This is a genomic window from Paenibacillus violae (genome assembly GCF_032461945.1).
Taxonomy (GTDB): Bacteria; Bacillota; Bacilli; order Paenibacillales; family NBRC-103111; genus Paenibacillus_E; species Paenibacillus_E violae.
In genome coordinates, this window is the sequence record NZ_JAWCUD010000019.1 from 25,844 (window position 1) to 45,038 (window position 19,195).

Here is a 19,195-nt window from a genome sequence, read left to right on the forward strand (position 1 = left end):
TTGCAAGCTTTAATTCAGGCTTTTTCTGCGGATACCGACTTTCAAACGATCGTGTCAGGCATCAGGTCCGAGATGAAAGAGCAGCTCGTTGCCGGACTTACCGGTTCCTCCAAGCAAGTGATGATCGCAACTCTTGCGCGAGAGCTAACGCGCCCGCTATTCATTGTTACTCATAATATGTTTGCCGCTCAAAAAATAGCGGAGGATTTGCTAGAATGCCTATCATCCGATGATGTTCTGCTCTATCCGTCGCAAGAGCTTCTGACAGCGGAAGAAGCAGCTTCCAGTCCGGAGATGCTGGCACAGCGTATTGATGTGCTCACGAAGCTGGCGGGCGGTTACCGCGGCATTGTGATTGCTCCGTTCGCAGGCGTGCGCAGATTACTTCCGATTAAGCAAGTGTTCGAAGAATCCCGAATAACCGTTAAAGTCGGGGATACCATTCAACTGGATGAGCTCCTCAGCACCTTATCCAATTTGGGCTACGAACGCGTGGAGCGGGTTGAGACCAAAGGGGAGATGAGCGTTCGCGGCGGCATTTTGGATTTGTTTCCATTGACGTCGGAAAATGCGATTCGGATTGAACTTTTTGATGTCGATGTGGACTCTATTCGTACTTTTGATGTGAGTGACCAGCGGTCAATAGATAAATTAACGTCGATTACGATTCCTCCTTGCCGTGAGATTCAAGCGGATAGAAAGCGATTACAATCTGCTGCCCAGCATGCGTATGAGCTGCTGCAGGCACAGCTGGAGAAGATGACCGACCGAACAGCCAAAGACAAGCTGCTTGAAGGGATCGGACACGACATTGAACTGCTCCGTGAAGGGCAGACGTTCCCAGGCATTTATAAATATATTTCTCTTTTATATACGGAAAGACAGACCCTCATAGACTACATGCCTAAGGATGCTGTGCTGATTATCGACGAACCGGCTCGTTTGCTGGAGACCGCGAAGCAGCTTGAACGCGACGAGGCAGAGTGGATGATGCATGCGCTGACAGAGGGGAAGAGCTTGCCGGCTTTTGTGCTGTCCAAATCTTACGAAACGCTGCTGCACCGCAGACCGTTTCCAACGTTATATTTATCTCTGTTTCTGCGTCAGGTCGTTGGGATTCAACCGCAGAATATCGTGAACTTCGTCAGTCGCGTGATGCAAAATTTCCACGGGCAAATGAATTTGCTCAAAGCGGAGATGGAGCGTTGGAAGAAAAACGGAGCCAACGTTATTCTCCTCGCCAACGGCGAAGAGCGTGCTGAACGGGTGAGGCGTGTTCTGAATGACTACCAGATCGAAGTGCCTGAAATTGTAGATGGGAATCTGCAAACAGGGTTTGAATTGCCTTCGATTCATTTGGTTGTCATTACGGAAGGCGAGATTTTCACACAGAAACAGCGCAAAGCCCGTAAAGTTGAGAAGAAGCTGGAGAACGCCGAGCGGATCAAAAGCTATCAAGAGCTTAAAATTGGCGATTACGTTGTTCATGTGAACCACGGGATCGGGAAATACGTCGGTATAGGTACGCTCGAAGTGGGCGGTATCCATAAAGATTATTTGCATATCATGTACGCCGGCGGCGATAAGCTGTCTGTGCCGATTGACCAGATCGATCTGATTCAGAAATATGTAGGTTCCGAAGAGAAGGAACCGAAGGTTTATAAGCTTGGCGGAGCCGACTGGGCTAGAGTGAAGAGCAAGGCAAGAGCATCCGTTAAGGATATTGCGGATGAATTGATTAAGCTTTACGCGGAACGACAGGCTACGACAGGTTATGGATTTAGCAAAGACAGCTCCTACCAAAACGAGTTCGAAGCCATGTTCCCCTACGATGAAACACGGGATCAGCTTCGTGCGATCGAAGAGATTAAGAACGACATGGAGAAATCGCGTCCGATGGACCGCTTGCTTTGCGGTGACGTTGGTTACGGGAAAACCGAGGTTGCCGTTCGTGCGGCCTTTAAGGCGGCCATTGACGGGAAGCAGGTTGCGGTCTTGGTGCCGACAACGATTTTGGCGCAGCAGCACTATGAGACATTCCGCGAGCGTTTCTCAGGCTATCCGTTTAATGTGAGAGTGCTCAGCCGTTTCCGCTCGAAGAAAGAGCAGACGGAAGTCATGAAGGGCGTCAAAAAAGGAACGGTTGACGTTGTTATTGGAACACATAGATTGCTGTCACAAGACGTGCAATTCAAGGATCTGGGCCTGCTGATTGTCGATGAGGAGCAGCGGTTTGGCGTGTCCCACAAAGAGAAGCTAAAGCGGCTTAAGACGAATGTTGACGTGCTGACGCTGACAGCAACGCCGATTCCAAGAACGCTGCATATGTCTATGCTCGGCGTTCGGGACTTGTCCGTTATTGAAACGCCGCCGGAAAATCGTTTCCCTGTCCAGACCTATGTGGTCGAATATGGCCCGACTTTGGTTCGGGAAGCGATCGAGCGGGAGTTAGCGCGTGAAGGTCAAGTGTATTACCTTTACAACCGCGTTCAAGGGATTACACAGATCGCCGATCAAATCTCAATGATGATACCGGATGCCCGTGTTACGGTTGCCCATGGCCAGATGGGTGAGCAGGAACTCGAGAAAACGATTCTCGATTTCTTGGATGGAGAATACGACGTGCTTGTCAGTACGAGCATTATCGAGACCGGTGTCGATATTCCGAATGTGAACACGCTTATCGTTCATGATGCGGATAAAATGGGGCTTTCCCAGCTGTACCAGCTGCGCGGGCGCGTAGGACGATCGAATCGCGTTGCGTATGCCTATTTCACGTATCAGCGGGATAAAGTGCTCACGGAAGTAGCGGAGAAAAGGCTTCAAGCGATTAAAGAGTTTACAGAACTTGGCTCAGGCTTTAAAATTGCGATGAGGGATTTGTCGATTCGCGGTGCAGGGAACTTGCTGGGTGCCGAACAGCATGGCTTCATTGCTTCTGTAGGTTTCGACCTCTACTCACAAATGTTAGCCGAAGAAATTGCAAAGCTGAAACTAGAAATAGATGGGGAAGCGACCGTCCCGGAACCGGAATGGAACACTTCCATCGACATACAATTGGATGCCTATCTGCCATCCGACTACATCTACGACAGCATGCAAAAGATCGAGATTTACAAAAAAGTGGCCGCGATTCGCACGTTGGAAGAAGCGGCAGACCTGCATGATGAGCTCGTGGATCGCTTCGGAGATCTGCCGCAGGCCGTGTTTAACTTGCTGTCAGTGGCTCGCCTGAAAGCATACGGTGCGGAGTACCGAATTGAAACGATCAGCCAAAAAGGGGATGATTACCTAATCAAGGTGCATATTGACCAAAATGGCAGGCTGGATGGTCAGAAACTGCTCCATTTGTCCAAAGGCTTTGATGGGCGGATCAAGCTCAATGCAGACCCTCAGCTGCATATTGTAATTCGTTGTAAAGGTATGAAGCCAGAAGCTTCCATCGAGTTGGTGGAGAAGTTCTTGGTACAATATAAGGATGTTCTGAAAACGAAAGGGGAATTAAAGGATGTTGCCAAATCATACTAGCAAACGACTTTTTTCTAAAAAATGGATATTAAGCATGGTGGCATTGCTTGTTGCTTTTTCCGTATTAAGTGCTTGTGGAAGCAAAAAGGAGGGTGCAGCAACCGCTTCACCTTCCCCATCTGCAGCTGCAACAGCAACAGGGAATCCGGCTGACGTGATTGCGACTTACAAAGAAGGCGGCAAAATCACGCGCGGTGAATTCGATTCTTTCATCAATGTGAACAAAATGTTCTCACCACAATTGGCGCAATTCATGACAGACCCGGCTTTTCAACAAGATATGTTGAAGCAAATGGTTACTTTCCGCGTATTGTCTGCAAAAGCGGATGATAAAGTAAAAGCGGATGCTGACAAACAAGTCACTGAGCAAATGAAAGCTATCACGGATTACTTCGGTAAACAAGAAGGCGGAATGGACAAGCAGTTGAAAGACAACGGTATCGAGCTGAAAGATATCGAATCTTTGATGAAAATGAGTTTCTACACAATGGGCAGCATGGAAAGCAAAATCACGGACAAAGCTGTTCAAGATTCCTATAACGAGCAAGCGGCTGCACATGCTTTTGATATCGCAACAGTTAGCCACATTTTGATCTCCTTGAAGGATGCAGCTACTCAGAAAGATCTACGTACGAAGGACGAAGCTTTGGCAAGAGCGAAAGAAGTAAAAGGCAAATTGGATAGCGGCGGAGATTTCGCGGCTCTAGCGAAAGAGTATTCCGATGATCCAGGTTCTAAAGATGCTGGCGGTACGTACAAAGATGCAGACATCAACCAATGGGTGCCTGAATTTAAAGAAGCGGCAAGTACACTTCCTTTGAACAAAATTTCTGATCCGGTTGAATCCTCTTTTGGTTACCACGTTATGAAAGTGGAATCCAGAAGCACGAAACAGCTAGATGACACGCTTAAAACACAAATCAAATCTCAGCTTGCGGAGAAATCCCTTTCTGAGTTCGCAGAGAAAGAATACCCGAACTTGATCGAAACCAATAATTTGCCTAAACCGGAAGCAAGCCCGGCTCCAGCGGCAAGCCCTGCTGCAAGTCCAGCAGCAAGCCCTGCAGCAAGCCCGGCGGCAAAGTAAGAACTTACCAGGATGTCCGAATATGGACATCCTGTTTTTATTTGTTATTTTTGGACAACATAATCACAGCAGGGTGCAATGCAAAGCTACATAAAGAAAAATTCCTTAGCAGAAGCGACTGCATAGAAGATTGGGAAGTGAAGAATACTATGGATAGAATTCAAGTTCCCACCAAAACCCGATCTAGCATACAAGATTTCATGCTCCTGTCGTATCTAATTCTTGAGCGGAAAGTGAGGCATCTAGAGGTATGAAAGCAACTGGAATTGTCCGTCGGATAGATGATTTAGGGAGAGTTGTTATTCCCAAGGAAATACGACGCACACTGCGAATTCGCGAAGGCGACCCTTTGGAAATTTTCGTTGATCGCGATGGTGAAGTGATTCTGAAGAAATATTCGCCTATTGGAGAGCTCGGTGATTTTGCTAAGGAGTACGCAGAGTCGTTATTTGAGAGTACGAATCATGTTGCCATGATTTCAGACCGAGACACGATTATTGCTATGGCTGGTGGGTCCAAAAAGGATTTCTTAGAAAAATCAGTGGGGTCAATTATTGAATCCTGTATGGAAAACCGTAAACCGATTTTGGAGAGCAACTCCGGACAGTTTGAGATTATTAAGGATATGAATGAGACATTCTCTTCTTTCGTCGCTGCTCCGATTGTGGCGGGGGGCGATCCTATTGGCTCCGTTATTTTGATCTCGAAAGACGAGAGTGTAAAAATGGGGAACATGGAAGTGAAGATGGTAGAAACAGCGGCCGGTTTTCTGGCGAAACAGATGGAACAATAGAGAAAATCATAAAACACAAAGGCTTCCTTACTGAGGTGATGTTCATCTGTAAGAGAAGCTTTTTTTGTCTGCATAGAGCTATTTCGTTATAATACGTGTATAGGTATCACATCAGGCAGAGGAGAAATAGGATGGGGGAGACCGGCAAGGGGCATCAGATGGATCGCGAAGAGCTCCATCAGAATGCCGGAAAACAGGGGACAGCCAAGCTGTTAAAAGGGGCTGCGGTTCTGGGTGCGGCGGCTGTGCTTTCGAAGTTACTGGGCACATTGCAAAAAATACCGCTGCAAAATGTAGCGGGAGATGCCGCTTTTGGTATCTATAATGCGGTTTATCCGCTTTATATTTTGATTTTATTTGCGGCTACGGCAGGTTTTCCTGTCGCTGTTTCTAAGTTTGTGGCGGAGAGTGTCATTCACGGCGATCATCGTGAGGCGAAACGCATCGCCCGCATTTCGGGAACAGTGCTGCTGGGCAGCGGTATCGTTTTGTTCGTGCTGCTATATCTTGGAGCGGGCGAGATTGCCCGTTGGATTGGGATCCAGCAGACGGAGAAGGCGATTCGAAGCGTTTCTTTTGCATTGCTTTTAGCTCCGACACTGGCGGTGCTGCGCGGTTATTTTCAGGGGTATCAAAATATGCTGCCAACCGCGGTCTCACAAGTCATGGAGCAGTTGATTCGGGTTATTACGATGGTTGCTTTACTGCTTTATTTGGCGGCACTTGCTTATGACGAGGAGTGGATTGCAGCAGGAGCGACTTTCGGTTCCGTTACCGGTGCAGCCGCAGGGCTAGTCGTTATGTATGTATATTGGCGAAAAGCGATGCGGAGTCTGAATGGTTCGGAGGAGCGGGAGGGCGGAAGTAGTCCTGAAGCTAAGGCCCTGTCCACTCGACAGTGGGTGAGACGGATTGCAGCTTATGCGATTCCTGTCTGCTTAGGAGCGATCGTAGTGCCGTTGTTGACTTTGGTCGACACGTTTACGATGCCTCGGCTGCTAGAAGCTTCGCAAGGTAGTGAGCTTGAAGCGATGCGGCAGTTTGGCTTGTATAACCGCGGCTTGCCGTTGGTCCAGCTTGTTGTGATGGTAGCCTCCTCAATGTCAGCTGTCCTCGTTCCTGCCATGGCGGATGCGAAGGCAAGAGGATTGACCGACGTCATGCGCTCGCGCGCGGAAATGTCCATCCGGCTCTCTTGGCTAATTGGGCTGGGCGCCTCGTTTGGACTCGCATTTGCCGCGGTGCCGATCAATATCATGCTGTATAAAAACAGCGAGGCGAGCCTAACGATGGCCGTGCTGGCGTTCACGGCCTTGTTCAGCACGCTGAACGCTGTCTCCGCCAGCGTGCTGCAGGGTGCCGGCGCGATCCACACGCCGGCGCAGGCCTTGCTCGTTGCCATCGTGCTGAAAGCACTCGGCAACGTCGTGCTCATGCCCCGCTGGGGCATCGAAGGCGCCGCGCTCAGCGCGGTCATCGCCTACGCCGCTGCGGCGGGGCTGAATCTGGTGCAGCTGCGCCGCTGCACCGGGGCGCGCTTCGCGCTGCGGCCGTACGTCATCGCACCCACGCTGGGCGTGGTGGCGATGGGCGTCTGCCTCGCAGCGCTGCAGCTGCTAGCCATGCCCGCTGTGGCGGCATGGCACTTGCCTGAGCGATTGAGCGCGAGCGCAATCGCTTTGGTTGGGGTAGCCGGCGGCGCGGCCGTCTACGGGCTTGCGCTGCTGCGCAGCGGCAGCATCAGCCGCGAGGAGCTGCGGCTGATGCCGGAGCTGGACCGGAAGCTGGCGCCGGTCCTGGCTCGGATCTGGCCGGCGGGGCGTTCGGCCGGCCGGTAGGGTTCCCGGCAGCTGCGCATGCGCTGCCCTTGCCCTTGCAGTTGCCCCTGCTATTAGCTTTGCAGTTGCCATTGCACATTGCATCAAATGCAATTTCCTGAAAAATGTGCAGTGAAATTAGCATCATGGCGGCTAATCCTGACACGTCCTGCAATTCATACAGGAAATTCCTCGAAAAACAGCCAAATCGGCTGATTTGCTTAAAATAACCTGCACTTCTTGCAGTAAAACTTGCGCACGAGGGGATTTACCTAGCAAAGACCTGCACTTTTTGCAGTAAGCCCGCTAAGAGTCCCTTAACCCGTGATTAACCCTCCCGCGAAGGAGAGGAGCCTGGGCTTTTTAGACCCAATTCGGGTCCCATACATATTTCAGGAGGTGCCATCCATGTCAACTCAAGCTCACATAACTGTCGTCGGACTCGGAACGGGAGACGAAGACCAGCTCACACTCGGCGTCTGGAAAAAGCTCCAAAGTGCAGCGAAATCACAAGCCGTGCTCTATTTGCGCACGGAGGACCATCCGATGGTCCGTATGCTGGACAGCAATCAAATCCCTTACCAAACTTTCGACGCCAATTATATTGCTCATCAAAGTTTTGAAGGGGTTTACGAATCTATAGCGGAGTCACTTATTCAATCTGCCAAAGACTCATCCAGCGAGGTCATCTATGCTGTCCCGGGTCACCCCATGGTGGCGGAGTACACGGTTCAGCTTTTGAAGCAGCGGTGTCCGGAAGAAGGGATCTCGCTCCAAGTCATGGGGGGAGAAAGCTTCTTGGATCAGGCATTCTTACGCTTCGGCTTTGATCCGATTGATGGCTTCCAGTTGCTGGATGCGACCAGTCTCAGCCGCTATGCGCTTAATCCGCAGATGCATACAATTATTGGGCAGGTCTACGACACCTACACGGCGTCAGACCTCAAGATTTCTCTCATGGAGACGTACCCGGATGAATATCGCGTTGTTGTCGGCCACTCTCTGGGCGTGGCAGGTGCCGAGCAGATTATCGAAGTGCCGCTGCATGAGCTGGATCATGTGAAAGGTTACGGAAATTTATCGCTTGTTTGGGTGCCGAAGAGCGAGCAGGACGAGGTCCACTATCGCACTTTTGGCCGTTTGCATGAAATCGTGCAAATTCTTCGGAGTCCAGAGGGCTGTCCTTGGGATCGCGAGCAGACGCATGCCAGCCTCCGCAAAAATCTCATAGAAGAAGCTTACGAAGTGCTGGAGACGATCGATGAAGATGATCCTGAGCACATGTGCGAAGAGCTGGGAGATTTGCTGCTGCAAGTTATGCTCCATGCGCAGATGGAAGAGGAGATCGGGACATTCACTGTGTATGACGTCATTGCTACGTTGAACGAGAAGCTCATTCGCCGCCATCCGCACGTGTTCGGGAACAACAAAGCGGAAGATGCCGATGAGGCGCTTGTGAACTGGAATGCGATGAAGGTCGAGGAGAAGCGGAAGAAAGGCATTGACGTGACGAAGCAATCGGTCCTGGATGGCGTTCCACGGGAGTTGCCGGGGCTCATGAAGGCCTTGAAGCTGCAGAAGAAGGCGGCTACCGTTGGTTTTGATTGGCCTGAGCTGCGAGAGGTGCTTGAGAAGCTGGATGAAGAGTTGGCAGAGCTGCGGGAGGCAATCGAAAATACGTCAGAAGACGCGGCTCAAGATCGGCTTGAGGAGCTTGGGGATGTGCTTTTTTCTATCGTAAATGTTGCTAGATTCCTCAAAATTGATCCGGAAGAAGCTATTGCACACACAAATCGAAAATTTATTCAAAGATTTTCATATATTGAAGATCAGCTACGTTTAAAAGGGCTTTCTTTTGAACAAACTGGGTTATCAGAGATGGAAAATTATTGGCAGGAAGCAAAAAAAGTTACAAAACTTCGCTAGTAATAGAAGGAATTTGACGAAAAAAGAAGAATACTAAGTTTGGTGTAAGGTTGAATATGGAAATTTAATAGTAGGGATATTTGAACATCGTTCAAAGTCTCTCAGCTTTGCGAATTTTGGTACATAGAAGACATGATCTTCAACTATTTTTGGGAGGTAACAAATCACATGAACAAAACGGATTTGATCAACAACATTGCAGAAAAAAGCGGACTAACTAAGAAAGACGTAGAAGTTGTACTTAACGGATTCCTTGGTGAAGTTACAGACGCTCTTTCATCCGGAGATAAAGTTCAATTAATCGGTTTCGGAACTTTCGAAACTCGCAAACGTTCCGGTCGTACAGGCCGCAACCCACAAACTGGTAACCCAATTGTGATCGCGGAATCCAACGTTCCAGCTTTCAAAGCGGGTAACAAGCTTAAAGACGCTGTAAAATAATGCGAATTGACAAGTTTTTAAAAGTATCTCGACTGATTAAGCGCCGAACCGTAGCGAAGGACGTGTCCGACCAAGGGCGTGTCTGGATTAACGGCAGAGATGCCAAGGCGAGTACGCAAGTGAAAGTCGGCGACGAATTGGCTATTCAATTTGGTCAGAAAAAGGTGACGATTCGCGTAGAGCTCCTGTCGGAGTCGACCCGTAAGGAAGACGCTGCGAAGATGTACACGCTGGTCAAGGAAGAGGCTTATCAGTCCGAGTAACACGGTTGAACACCGAATAGTCCAGGATTCCCGGATGAGGGATCTTGGGCTTTTTTTTGGTTCTAAAATAGGACATCCTCCCATATCGTAATGATAGATGAAGGAGGGGTACAGGCCATGATGGAACCCGTTAAAAATACGAACAAACGGCAAGAAATCAAAATGCTGAATCGCAAGCTCTTGGAGATCTCCGGAGTTTTGAACGTAGAGAGCTTTGACAGCGAAGAGTTCCTCCTTGAAACGGAAATGGGCTACTTGATGATCAAGGGGCAGAATTTGCACATTAAGAATTTGAGCTTGGAGCAGGGGTTAGTCGCCATTGAAGGACTTATTCAAGAATTATCGTATGTGGATGGAAATACCCAGGAGAAATCCAAGGGATTTCTTGGTAAATTATTCAAGTGACGCTGAACGTTCAATTCCACACGATTTTTATGATGTTTTTGAGCGGGGTCGCCATTAGCGCGATGTTTGATGTGTTTCGAGTGCTTTCCGGTAAGCTCAGGCTGCCGCGATGGACGATTCCGCTCGTTGATACGGTGTATTGGATTGTGGCGACAATCCTTGTGTTCCGACTGTTGATTTACAGCAATGAAGGACAAGTTCGTATGTTTATTTTTCTGGGAATGGGGATCGGTATTTGCTTTTATTTCGCCTTCCTCAGCCAGGTAGTGGTTCATCTGACGCTGTTTCTCATACGAGTAGTTATCGCGATTTACAAGTTTATTGCAAAAACCGTCGAAATTCTTATCATTAAACCGATCATTGGCTTATATCGTCTAACTGTGATAATTTTGGGCTTTTTGCTTGCTGTAGCTATATTCCTTTACAGAATTGTGCTACAATTGCTTTATCCTTTGTGGAGATTACTCCTCTGGATGACTCGGCCTGTGCATAAATATTTCGTGATCCCTGATTGGTTGAAGAAGCTGACGGGCAAGATCGTAACGTTATATCGCAGGTTATTCTCAAAGTAGGAGGAATTCCTATACATGCAGGCTCAAGCAACCGCACCAAACAAGCGCAGCAGTAGTGTAGGCTCAAAGCGAAGACTGCGTTTTCTGATGATCTTTGTTCTCTGTTTTATGAGTTGGGCTGCTGTTAACATTTGGGGGCAGTTCGCTAAGCTTCACGAGAAGAGAAATGCCGTGGCGAATATGGAGCAACAGCTCGTTGATGCGAAGAAGGTCAAGGAGCAGACGCAGAAGGAAATCAGTAGGCTTCATAATGACGAATACTTGGATCAAATTATTCGCCGGGATTTTCACTATAGCAAAACGGGAGAGACGCCACTTAGTGTCTCGAAGCAATAAAAGGACTGAAGAAGGGGCGAATGCCGTGTTGACCGTGGTTTCTGCATCGGTTATAATCGGCGTAGCCAGTGTTTTCAACATTTTAAGGGAGGAACATTTTACTTTATGGCAATTGAAGTTGGCACCAAGTTAGAGGGTAGAGTGACGGGGATTACTCACTTTGGAGCATTCGTCGAGCTTGCTGAAGGAGTTACCGGTCTTGTTCACATTTCGGAGATCGCAGACAATTATGTGAAAGACGTTAATGACCATTTAAAGCTGGAAGACAAAGTATTGGTCAAAGTGATTAACGTGGACAAGGATGGCAAGATCGGACTGTCGATCAAGCAAACGATTGACAAGCCAGTTGAGGAAAGACCAGCTCGTCCTGAACGTACAGGTGGCAGCAGCTATCAAGGACGCCCGAGCGGAGATCGTCCAGGCGGCTTCCAAGGTGGTCGTCCAAGCAGTGGCGGAGAACGCAGTGGTCCTCCTAGTGGTGGCCCAGGCGGCGGTCGTCCAGGCGGCGGCGGCTTCAATCGTGGCGGCGGCGGTGGTGGCGGTCGCGGCGGCTTTAACAAGCAGCAAGGCGGAGCTAGACCGTTCTCGTTCGAAGATAAAGTATCTCGTTTCCTTAAAGATAGTGAAGAGCGGATTTCGTCTCTGAAGAAGAACACCGAGTCCAAACGCGGTGGTCGAGGCGGAAGAAGAGACTAATAGATGCTTATAATAGAACCACATTTCGCTTAGGCGGGTGTGGTTTTTTTATTTTGCAATGGTTTCTGCCGAATTACCAATTATTACAATTCATCGTATGGTCAATTCCAATCGACATGGAGTTACGGGTATCTCCCCCATCTGCGTGGCGAAAGTTCGGGAGGATCAGACTTTTGGATACGCTTTCAGCGTAATAAAGCGAGACGCGGCAAGGGCTGGGGGTGGGTGACACGGCTGGCGCGGCTTGTCGGAAATTTCTTTGAATCTATCAACTCATTCTGACAAACTTTCTGCTAGATTGTCTCTATACTAGAGAAACAAATAAGGGAAGAATGGATGGTGTTCAAAGCATGCAAAGAAGAAGCCTAGGAGCGACGATTAGCGGTGGATGGTCAGGAATATGGCAAAGAGCGAAAACAGGTGCTCATAGTGCGGCAGTGGAAAATCGTTTTGTTCAAGCTTTTGTGGCTAAGAAGTGGTCTTTTCTCCTCATCGTCATGGCATTCCTTCTTGGACGTGCGATGATCCTCGAACAGCTATCTCCGTTTGCTTTAGCCTTTATCGCAGTTATCTACTTTACGAGGAGAGACATTTTACATTGGGTGGGTATTGCGGCGTTTGCCGGTAGCTTACTGTCCATCAATTCGAATACAGGATATCTTGTTACTGAGATTATCGTCTTCCTGCTCATTCAAAAAGCGTTTGAAAAGTTTGAGCGTTCCGATCTTACACTCGCTCCGCTGCTCGTTTTCAGCTCAACCTTCCTGGTTCAGCTTTTTGCAGAGTTGGTCGTATCGAATTTAAGCTGGTATTCCCTGATGATGCTGTCCGTAGAGGCGCTGCTTAGTTTAGTGCTGACACTGATTTTCATACAAGCTATTCCGGTATTCACACTTACCCGTAAAAACTATCATTTGAAACATGAGGAAATCATCTGCTTAATCATTTTGTTGGCATCCGTTATGACAGGGACGGTGAGCTGGGTAATGGGGCCTGTCACCGTAGAGCACGTGCTCTCCCGATACTTGATTCTACTATTTGCATTGGTAGGCGGAGCGCCTTTTGGAGCCTCGGTTGGCGTCATCACAGGGCTTATCTTAAGTCTTGCAAATAGCAACGCCATCTATCAAATGAGCTTGCTTGCCTTCTCTGGAATGTTAGCGGGACTGCTCAAGGAAGGGAATCGGCTCGCTGTTGCTTTCGGTATGCTGCTGGGATCTTCGATTCTATCGTTCTATATAGGTTCGAGTGCCGATATGATCAACTCCGCATGGGAATCGCTTGCGGCCGTTACGCTGTTTCTCCTTACGCCGAGGAGCCTGATTCTTACGCTTGCCAAATATGTGCCTGGCACGCAGGAGAATCTCAAATCGCAGCAGGACTATGCGAAGCGGGTTCGCGATGTGACAGCCAGCCGTGTGGAACAGTTCTCGGAAGTGTTCCGGCAGCTGTCACGCAGCTTTAAACAATTAACGACGGATGATGCGGTCAGCCGTAAGGAGGAGGAAGTTGGGCATTTCATGAATGCCGTTGCACAGAAAACTTGTGAATCCTGCTGGAAGAAGAGCCAGTGCTGGGATCAGAAATTTTACCAAACCTATACGTTTATGACGGATATGATGACCAATATTGAGACAAAGGAGAATATGACGAAGAAGCAAATACCTGCGGAATGGAAGAAGGTGTGTAATCGGACGGATCAGGTGCTTGATGTGATGAAGCAGCAATATAGCTTGTACAAAAATGATTTGCATTGGAAAAAACAAATTATGGATAGCCGTCATCTGGTTGCAGATCAGCTATCTGGTGTCTCGCAGGTGATGGAGGACCTGGCGAAGGAAATTAAACGGGAAGGGCAGGAGTTGTTCCTTCAGGAGGAGCAAATTCGCAATGCGCTAGAGGAGCTGGGCTTATCGATTCATACAATCGACATCATTTCCTTAGATGAAGGAAATATTGAAATTGAAATCATTCATCAATACACGAAAGGCTTCGATGAATGCCGGAAAATCATTGCGCCGCTGCTGAGCGAAATCATCGGCGAGAATGTCGCCGTAATGCGCGAAGAGATGCATGAGCGCGGCGAAGGCTACAGCACGGTCGTATTCGGCTCTGCCAAAGAATTCGTAGTAGAGACCGGGGTCGCCGGCGCGGCCAAAGGGGGCGACCTTTTCTCGGGCGACAGCTTCTCCACGGTGGAGCTGGGCAATGGCAAGTATGCCGTTGCGCTTAGCGACGGCATGGGCAACGGCGAGCGGGCGCGGGCCGAGAGTCAGACCGCCCTTAGCATCCTGCAGCAGCTGCTGCAGTCCGGGATGGACGAGAAGCTGGCGATCAAGTCTCTGAACTCCGTGCTGATGCTCCGTTCCTCCGATGAGATGTATGCAACGGTGGATATGGCTTTGATTGACATGTACAATGCCAATACGACGTTCATGAAAATTGGCTCCATACCGAGCTTTATTAAGCGAGGGAACGAGGTGATCTCCATCTCCGCGAATAATCTGCCTGTGGGCATTTTAAGCGAGATCGATGTCGATCTGGTTTCTATCCCTCTCCAATCGGGAGATATCCTCGTCATGATGACCGATGGGATCTATGATGCGCCTGGTCATGCGGTGAATAAGGAGATGTGGATGAAGCGCATGATCCATGAGATTGACACGACCTTGCCGCAAGAGTTCGCGGATTGTTTGCTGGAACGAATTTTCCGCCATCATCATGGCGAAATTCAGGATGATATGACGGTCGTTGTCGCTCGCGTAGAGAAGCGGCAGCCGGAGTGGGCGACATTCCGCTGGCCGGGGATTACGCGCATGGAGCGTCCCAAAACAGTCAGTTAGTTAGAAAATGAAGCCGTAACAGCTCATTTGCTGTTGCGGTTTTGGTGTGGGAAAATAAGGGTATTACAGGATTTATGAGAAAGGCGGTATGGCATGTTCAGGAAAGTGCTTTCTCTCGCATGCATCATCCTCGGGGTCTTGATTTTTCTATATCCAGCCTTGAATGACCGGTACGAGAGTTATCAGCAGCAGAAGATTATGAATCAATGGCAGGAAAGTTTGCAGCTCATGGATCAGATCCCGCAGGAGGAGAGTGAGAGTGCACAAACTGAGGGTGTGGATACGCTCATAGGAAAAGTCGAGGCAACTGGCAGCTTGGGTGCTATGGGCCCAGTGGATACCGCGGGATCTGTTGATTCGGCTGCTACTAATCCACCAATTAATCCGCCTAGTGTAAAGCCGGCACAGCCTCTGGAGATGCAAGTTGCGCCGAAACCGACACCGCTGCCCAAAAATGTGGAGGGTGTACTGCGGATCGATAAAATCAATTTGAAACTTCCTATTTTGACCGACGCAACCGTGCAGAATTTGAAGGTATCCGTTGCAAGTATTGCTAATACGGGGAAACCGGGCGAGGTAGGCAGCTATGCGATAGCTGGCCACAGAAATTTGACCTATGGGAAAAATTTTAACCGATTAGATGAAGTTGATCTGGGTGACATCATTCAAGTGGAGACAGGGAGCAAACATTTCAAATACATGGTGGAGGATAAGCAATATGTCCTTCCTACAGATGTTTCGGTCTTAAAGGGTAATGGCAAGGATAAGGAAATAACATTAATTACCTGCGACCCCATGGTTAATCCGACGCACCGTTTAATTATAAAAGGGAAAATTGTTGAATCATCGGACTAAAAAGATTTTGCTTTCACTTTAGTCCGATGTGAAACAGTTATGACGTATACAATACAAAATGTATCATATAATAATTATATTGATACGTTATGTATTGTATAGTGTGGTATTTTCTGATACATTTTGTATCAAAGGTGAATTAAGTTTTTTTGGTCCACACACGTGTAGGAATGGAGGGAATTTATGAAGATGTTGAAGAAGGAATTGAAGCTGCTACTCGTTATATTGTTAGTTTTCATGCAGTGCTTGTATGCAGTCAGTGTTTCAACCAAAGCAAACGCTACTGAAATCTCCAATACTGATAACATTTTGGAGAGCGTGTCGATGGCTGTTTACGACAGTGCGGGACAAGTCGTAACAGGAAACGTCTACGATCAGGGAGCTAGAGTAAGGCTGGACTATACCTGGTCTTTGCCGGACGGTCATAGTTACCGTGCAGGCGACACCTATACGTTTATGCTGCCAGCGCAATTTTTGTTATTTAATAACGTGGGTGGGACTTTGACTACTGGTGACGATCAAGTTGGAACCTTTCAAGTGAACAAGGACAGCCGCCAAGTCATCATTACTTTTAATAACTTCATTGAAAGCCATGATAATGTAAGAGGGACCCTCACGATCAATACCCAGTTTAATAAAAGCCAAATAACTGGATCGACAACGCAAATTATTACGATTCCGATAAATTCGGGAGAAGAGGTCTTTACCCTTATTTTCAGGCCGGATGTTCCTTCTACCATAAGTAAAGCAGGTGTGGCTAACGGTTTTAATGCGAAGCAAATTGATTGGACCGTTGATGTGAACAAGTCGATGGACTCCATTCAACAAGCGGTCGTAAAAGATCCTATACCTGCGGGGTTGGCTGTTCCTGTTTCCGTTGCGGTTTATTCTCTGGACGTAAAATTGGATGGCACTATGATTTTGGGAGAGCTGTTGGATAGCAGCCAGTATACAGTAAGCACGGATGGCAGCATTCTTGCCGTTCACTTTGCTGATAACCCGATTACTCATGCATACCGGATACAGTTCGCAACGCCAATTACGGACTCAACCAAGTCATCGTTTGTGAACACAGCGACACTGTCCGGAAGCAATAAGACACCGGTTCAAGCAACTGCAACAGTTGAAGTCAAGCATGGAAGCGTGCTTAAGAAGATCGCAACTGACTACGCGACAGGAACGCAGACGATAAGTTGGGCAATTCAATATAATTATAATGAGGGGAATATCCCGCAATCGACAGCTTGGTTATCAGACCTATTCAATGAGTCCCACGAGTTAGTAGCCGAATCCTTTCAAGTATTTCCGGTCACATTTAATGGGGCAGGCGGCGAAGTGTTGGGTAGTGTAGTGCCTGCTACAGAGTATACATTAACACCGCAGACGGCAGAGGGTAAGAAGGGATTCAAGCTGCAGTTTCTTCAAGATATTTCATCAGCTTATAAAATAATTTATAAAACGAAGGCAAGCAAACCTGTTTTGGACAATGGTTCCGTAACCAACACAGTTACTTCAGGTGGTGGAAGCAGTGATACGGTTGTTAAGCCAATTAATCAGGTGGCAATTGTCAAAAGCGACGGGCATATCGATTATAATACTAAGATAGTTGAATGGAATATTGCGATTAATGGCGACAACCAGCAAATGAGCCACGTGGTTGTGACAGATACATTCCCTTACAAGGGGCTTCGTCTTCTTCCAGATACCTTTAAAGTCAAGCAAGGCGCAGGAGTGCTGGATCCATCTGAATATACATTAGACGACTCTGTAGCTCCTGAGGATGGCTTTATTGTAAGATTCAAGAATCCTTTAACCGGACCGGTGACCATTAATTACAAAACAGCATTTAATCTGGATTGGATTCAACCTGCAGGCAGCAGAACAGATTTCTATAACACAGCTCAAATGGCCTGGTTGGATCGTTGGGAAAATGAGCAAACCAAGACAGTTACGGATATTTTTTATACAAGGGACGAAGTCAAGAATAATGGTTTCAAAAACGGTACCTATGACGCTGCGCACAAACAGATTACTTGGACCGTAGGGGTCAACTATAATAGTAAGCCCATTGAACAAGCTGTCGTTGAGGATCTCTTGGACTCAAATCAAAAGCTCGATGTAGTCACGCTTAATGTTTATAAGATGGTCATTGCCCCAAATGGGACTACAACATTAGGCAGTATAGTAGATGCTTCTGAGTACGAGTATCAAATTGATGCAGCTAATAAATTGAAACTCTCATTTAAACAACCTATATTAGGGCCGTATTCTATCGTCTTTAAAACGAGTCTGGACGGACAGTTGATTAACAGTGCCACTGTAAACAACACAGCCAAACTATTCGATGCGGATAAACCTGTGTCGAACGATCTGAAAGCGACCGTGAACATTCCACATGGAGGCGAGTACGTCAGCAAAAAAGGGTTACAAAGCGGCGACAAGATTAATTGGACGATAACGATTAATCAAGGACAGTCAACTTTGAATGATGCTTTATTAATCGATACGCCTACGGTAAATCAGCTGCTGCTGTTGGATACGTTCCATCTGTTTAAAACGATAGTTGATATGAATGGCAATGTAACGAAAGGGGCAGAGTTAACCAAGGAAGTCGACTATACTTTGGTTATCGAAACAGATGCAAGCGGCAAACAAACGTTCCGCCTGCAATTTGTGAATCCTATTCGTTCCGCCTATATCTTGGAGTACCAATCGCTCATCGCGGCCAATGATAAGGATACGGTTTCCAATAAGGTTATCCTGAGTGGCAACAATGTAACGACAGTGACCAAGGAAACCGTACAGGATATTATTGTTGGCGTTTCGAGCGGTTCCGGCACAGGCAGCGGTGTAAGGGGCTCGCTCTCCGTGAAAAAGGTGGATGCGTCCAATTACACAGTACTGCTCAGTGGAGCAACCTTTGACTTGTACCGGAAGTCCGACAGGGTGTTGGATCGGATTGGTACAATGACCACGAATGAAAATGGAGTTGCTAACTTCACAGGCTTGCTTAAGGGCAATTATGTAGTGAAGGAAAGTGCAGCGCCTGCTGGGTACGCTTTGGATGCGGATAAGGAATATCCGGTATCCTTAAGTTCGGGTGAGAATTATTCAATCACTGTAACCAATACTAAGTCTACCGTGCCATCTAACCCGCCTACTAGTACGCCAACTGATTCGCCGTCTAGTACGCCGTCTAACCCACCATCCAGCACGCCAACGAATCCGCCAAAACACGATTCATCATCGAATGATCCGGATCCAACTCCGAGTGCTTCAACATCACCGAAGCCAAGTACGTCGCCTGCTCCGTCCGGTTCGCCAAGTCCGGGTCTGGGCACAAGCCCAAGCCCGAATCCAAGCCCGAGCCCAAGTCCTGGTTTGTCGCCGAGTCCAACGCCTGCCCAATCAAACGGGTCTGCGCCTTCGCTCAGTCCAGAGCCAACGACACTGGAAGGCCCCGAGCCGGAGACACTCCCGGTGACAGGCGAGTCCAGTCACACGGCAGTGAAATTATCCGGTTTGGCGCTCATTCTTCTAGGCTTCCTCTTACGGAGAAAATGGCGTAAAAACTAAAGTTGATGCCAAGCCTTAACAGCTCATTTGCTGTTAGGGCTTTTTTTTGTTTTATTG

Annotated in this window: 14 protein-coding genes; all 14 read left to right on the forward strand. The window is 48.1% G+C overall.

Annotation, left to right across the window (positions count from 1 at the left end; all coding sequences use genetic code 11):
* Positions 1–3,528 (forward strand): transcription-repair coupling factor, encoded by a 3,528-nt coding sequence (gene mfd / locus RQP52_RS34025; protein WP_315955950.1) that lies wholly within the window; start codon positions 1–3, stop codon positions 3,526–3,528.
* Entirely contained in the window at positions 3,509–4,615 is a 1,107-nt protein-coding gene (locus RQP52_RS34030) for a peptidylprolyl isomerase (RefSeq protein ID WP_127457140.1), read from the forward strand. Before mfd ends, RQP52_RS34030 begins: the two co-directional genes overlap by 20 nt.
* Positions 4,616–4,865: 250 nt before the next feature.
* Complete coding sequence (gene spoVT, locus RQP52_RS34035; RefSeq protein ID WP_315955951.1) at positions 4,866–5,408, forward strand: stage V sporulation protein T; 543 nt, start codon at positions 4,866–4,868, stop codon at positions 5,406–5,408.
* A 95-nt stretch (positions 5,409–5,503) separates the two neighbouring features.
* Entirely contained in the window at positions 5,504–7,246 is a 1,743-nt protein-coding gene (locus RQP52_RS34040; protein ID WP_315955952.1) for a putative polysaccharide biosynthesis protein, read from the forward strand.
* 387 nt (positions 7,247–7,633) lie between these two features.
* On the forward strand, positions 7,634–9,151 hold the full coding sequence (yabN, locus tag RQP52_RS34045; RefSeq protein ID WP_315955953.1) for a bifunctional methyltransferase/pyrophosphohydrolase YabN: 1,518 nt from the start codon (positions 7,634–7,636) through the stop codon (positions 9,149–9,151).
* A 168-nt stretch (positions 9,152–9,319) separates the two neighbouring features.
* The gene (locus RQP52_RS34050; RefSeq protein WP_029197991.1) at positions 9,320–9,592 is read left to right on the forward strand and encodes an HU family DNA-binding protein; all 273 of its coding nucleotides are present in this window, start codon (positions 9,320–9,322) and stop codon (positions 9,590–9,592) included.
* Positions 9,592–9,855, forward strand: a complete 264-nt coding sequence (locus RQP52_RS34055) for an RNA-binding S4 domain-containing protein (protein WP_127457143.1) — start codon at positions 9,592–9,594, stop codon at positions 9,853–9,855. The genes RQP52_RS34050 and RQP52_RS34055 overlap by 1 nt, the downstream gene beginning before the upstream one ends.
* A gap of 117 nt (positions 9,856–9,972) precedes the next feature.
* The gene (yabP, locus tag RQP52_RS34060) at positions 9,973–10,260 is read left to right on the forward strand and encodes a sporulation protein YabP (RefSeq protein ID WP_157324487.1); all 288 of its coding nucleotides are present in this window, start codon (positions 9,973–9,975) and stop codon (positions 10,258–10,260) included.
* A complete protein-coding gene (gene yabQ / locus RQP52_RS34065) occupies positions 10,257–10,832 on the forward strand; it encodes a spore cortex biosynthesis protein YabQ (protein WP_315955954.1) in 576 nt (191 codons plus the stop codon). The genes yabP and yabQ overlap by 4 nt, the downstream gene beginning before the upstream one ends.
* Positions 10,833–10,847: 15 nt before the next feature.
* Positions 10,848–11,168, forward strand: a complete 321-nt coding sequence (locus tag RQP52_RS34070) for an FtsB family cell division protein (RefSeq protein WP_161407612.1) — start codon at positions 10,848–10,850, stop codon at positions 11,166–11,168.
* Positions 11,169–11,273: 105 nt separating this feature from the next.
* Complete coding sequence (locus RQP52_RS34075) at positions 11,274–11,864, forward strand: S1 domain-containing RNA-binding protein (RefSeq protein WP_157324483.1); 591 nt, start codon at positions 11,274–11,276, stop codon at positions 11,862–11,864.
* 350 nt (positions 11,865–12,214) lie between these two features.
* Entirely contained in the window at positions 12,215–14,707 is a 2,493-nt protein-coding gene (spoIIE, locus tag RQP52_RS34080) for a stage II sporulation protein E (RefSeq protein WP_315955955.1), read from the forward strand.
* Between the two features lie 93 nt (positions 14,708–14,800).
* Positions 14,801–15,562: a class D sortase gene (locus tag RQP52_RS34085; RefSeq protein ID WP_315955956.1), complete on the forward strand. Its 762-nt coding sequence runs from the start codon at positions 14,801–14,803 to the stop codon at positions 15,560–15,562.
* 183 nt (positions 15,563–15,745) lie between these two features.
* Entirely contained in the window at positions 15,746–19,138 is a 3,393-nt protein-coding gene (locus RQP52_RS34090) for a collagen binding domain-containing protein (RefSeq protein WP_315955957.1), read from the forward strand.
* Positions 19,139–19,195 lie beyond the last annotated feature (57 nt).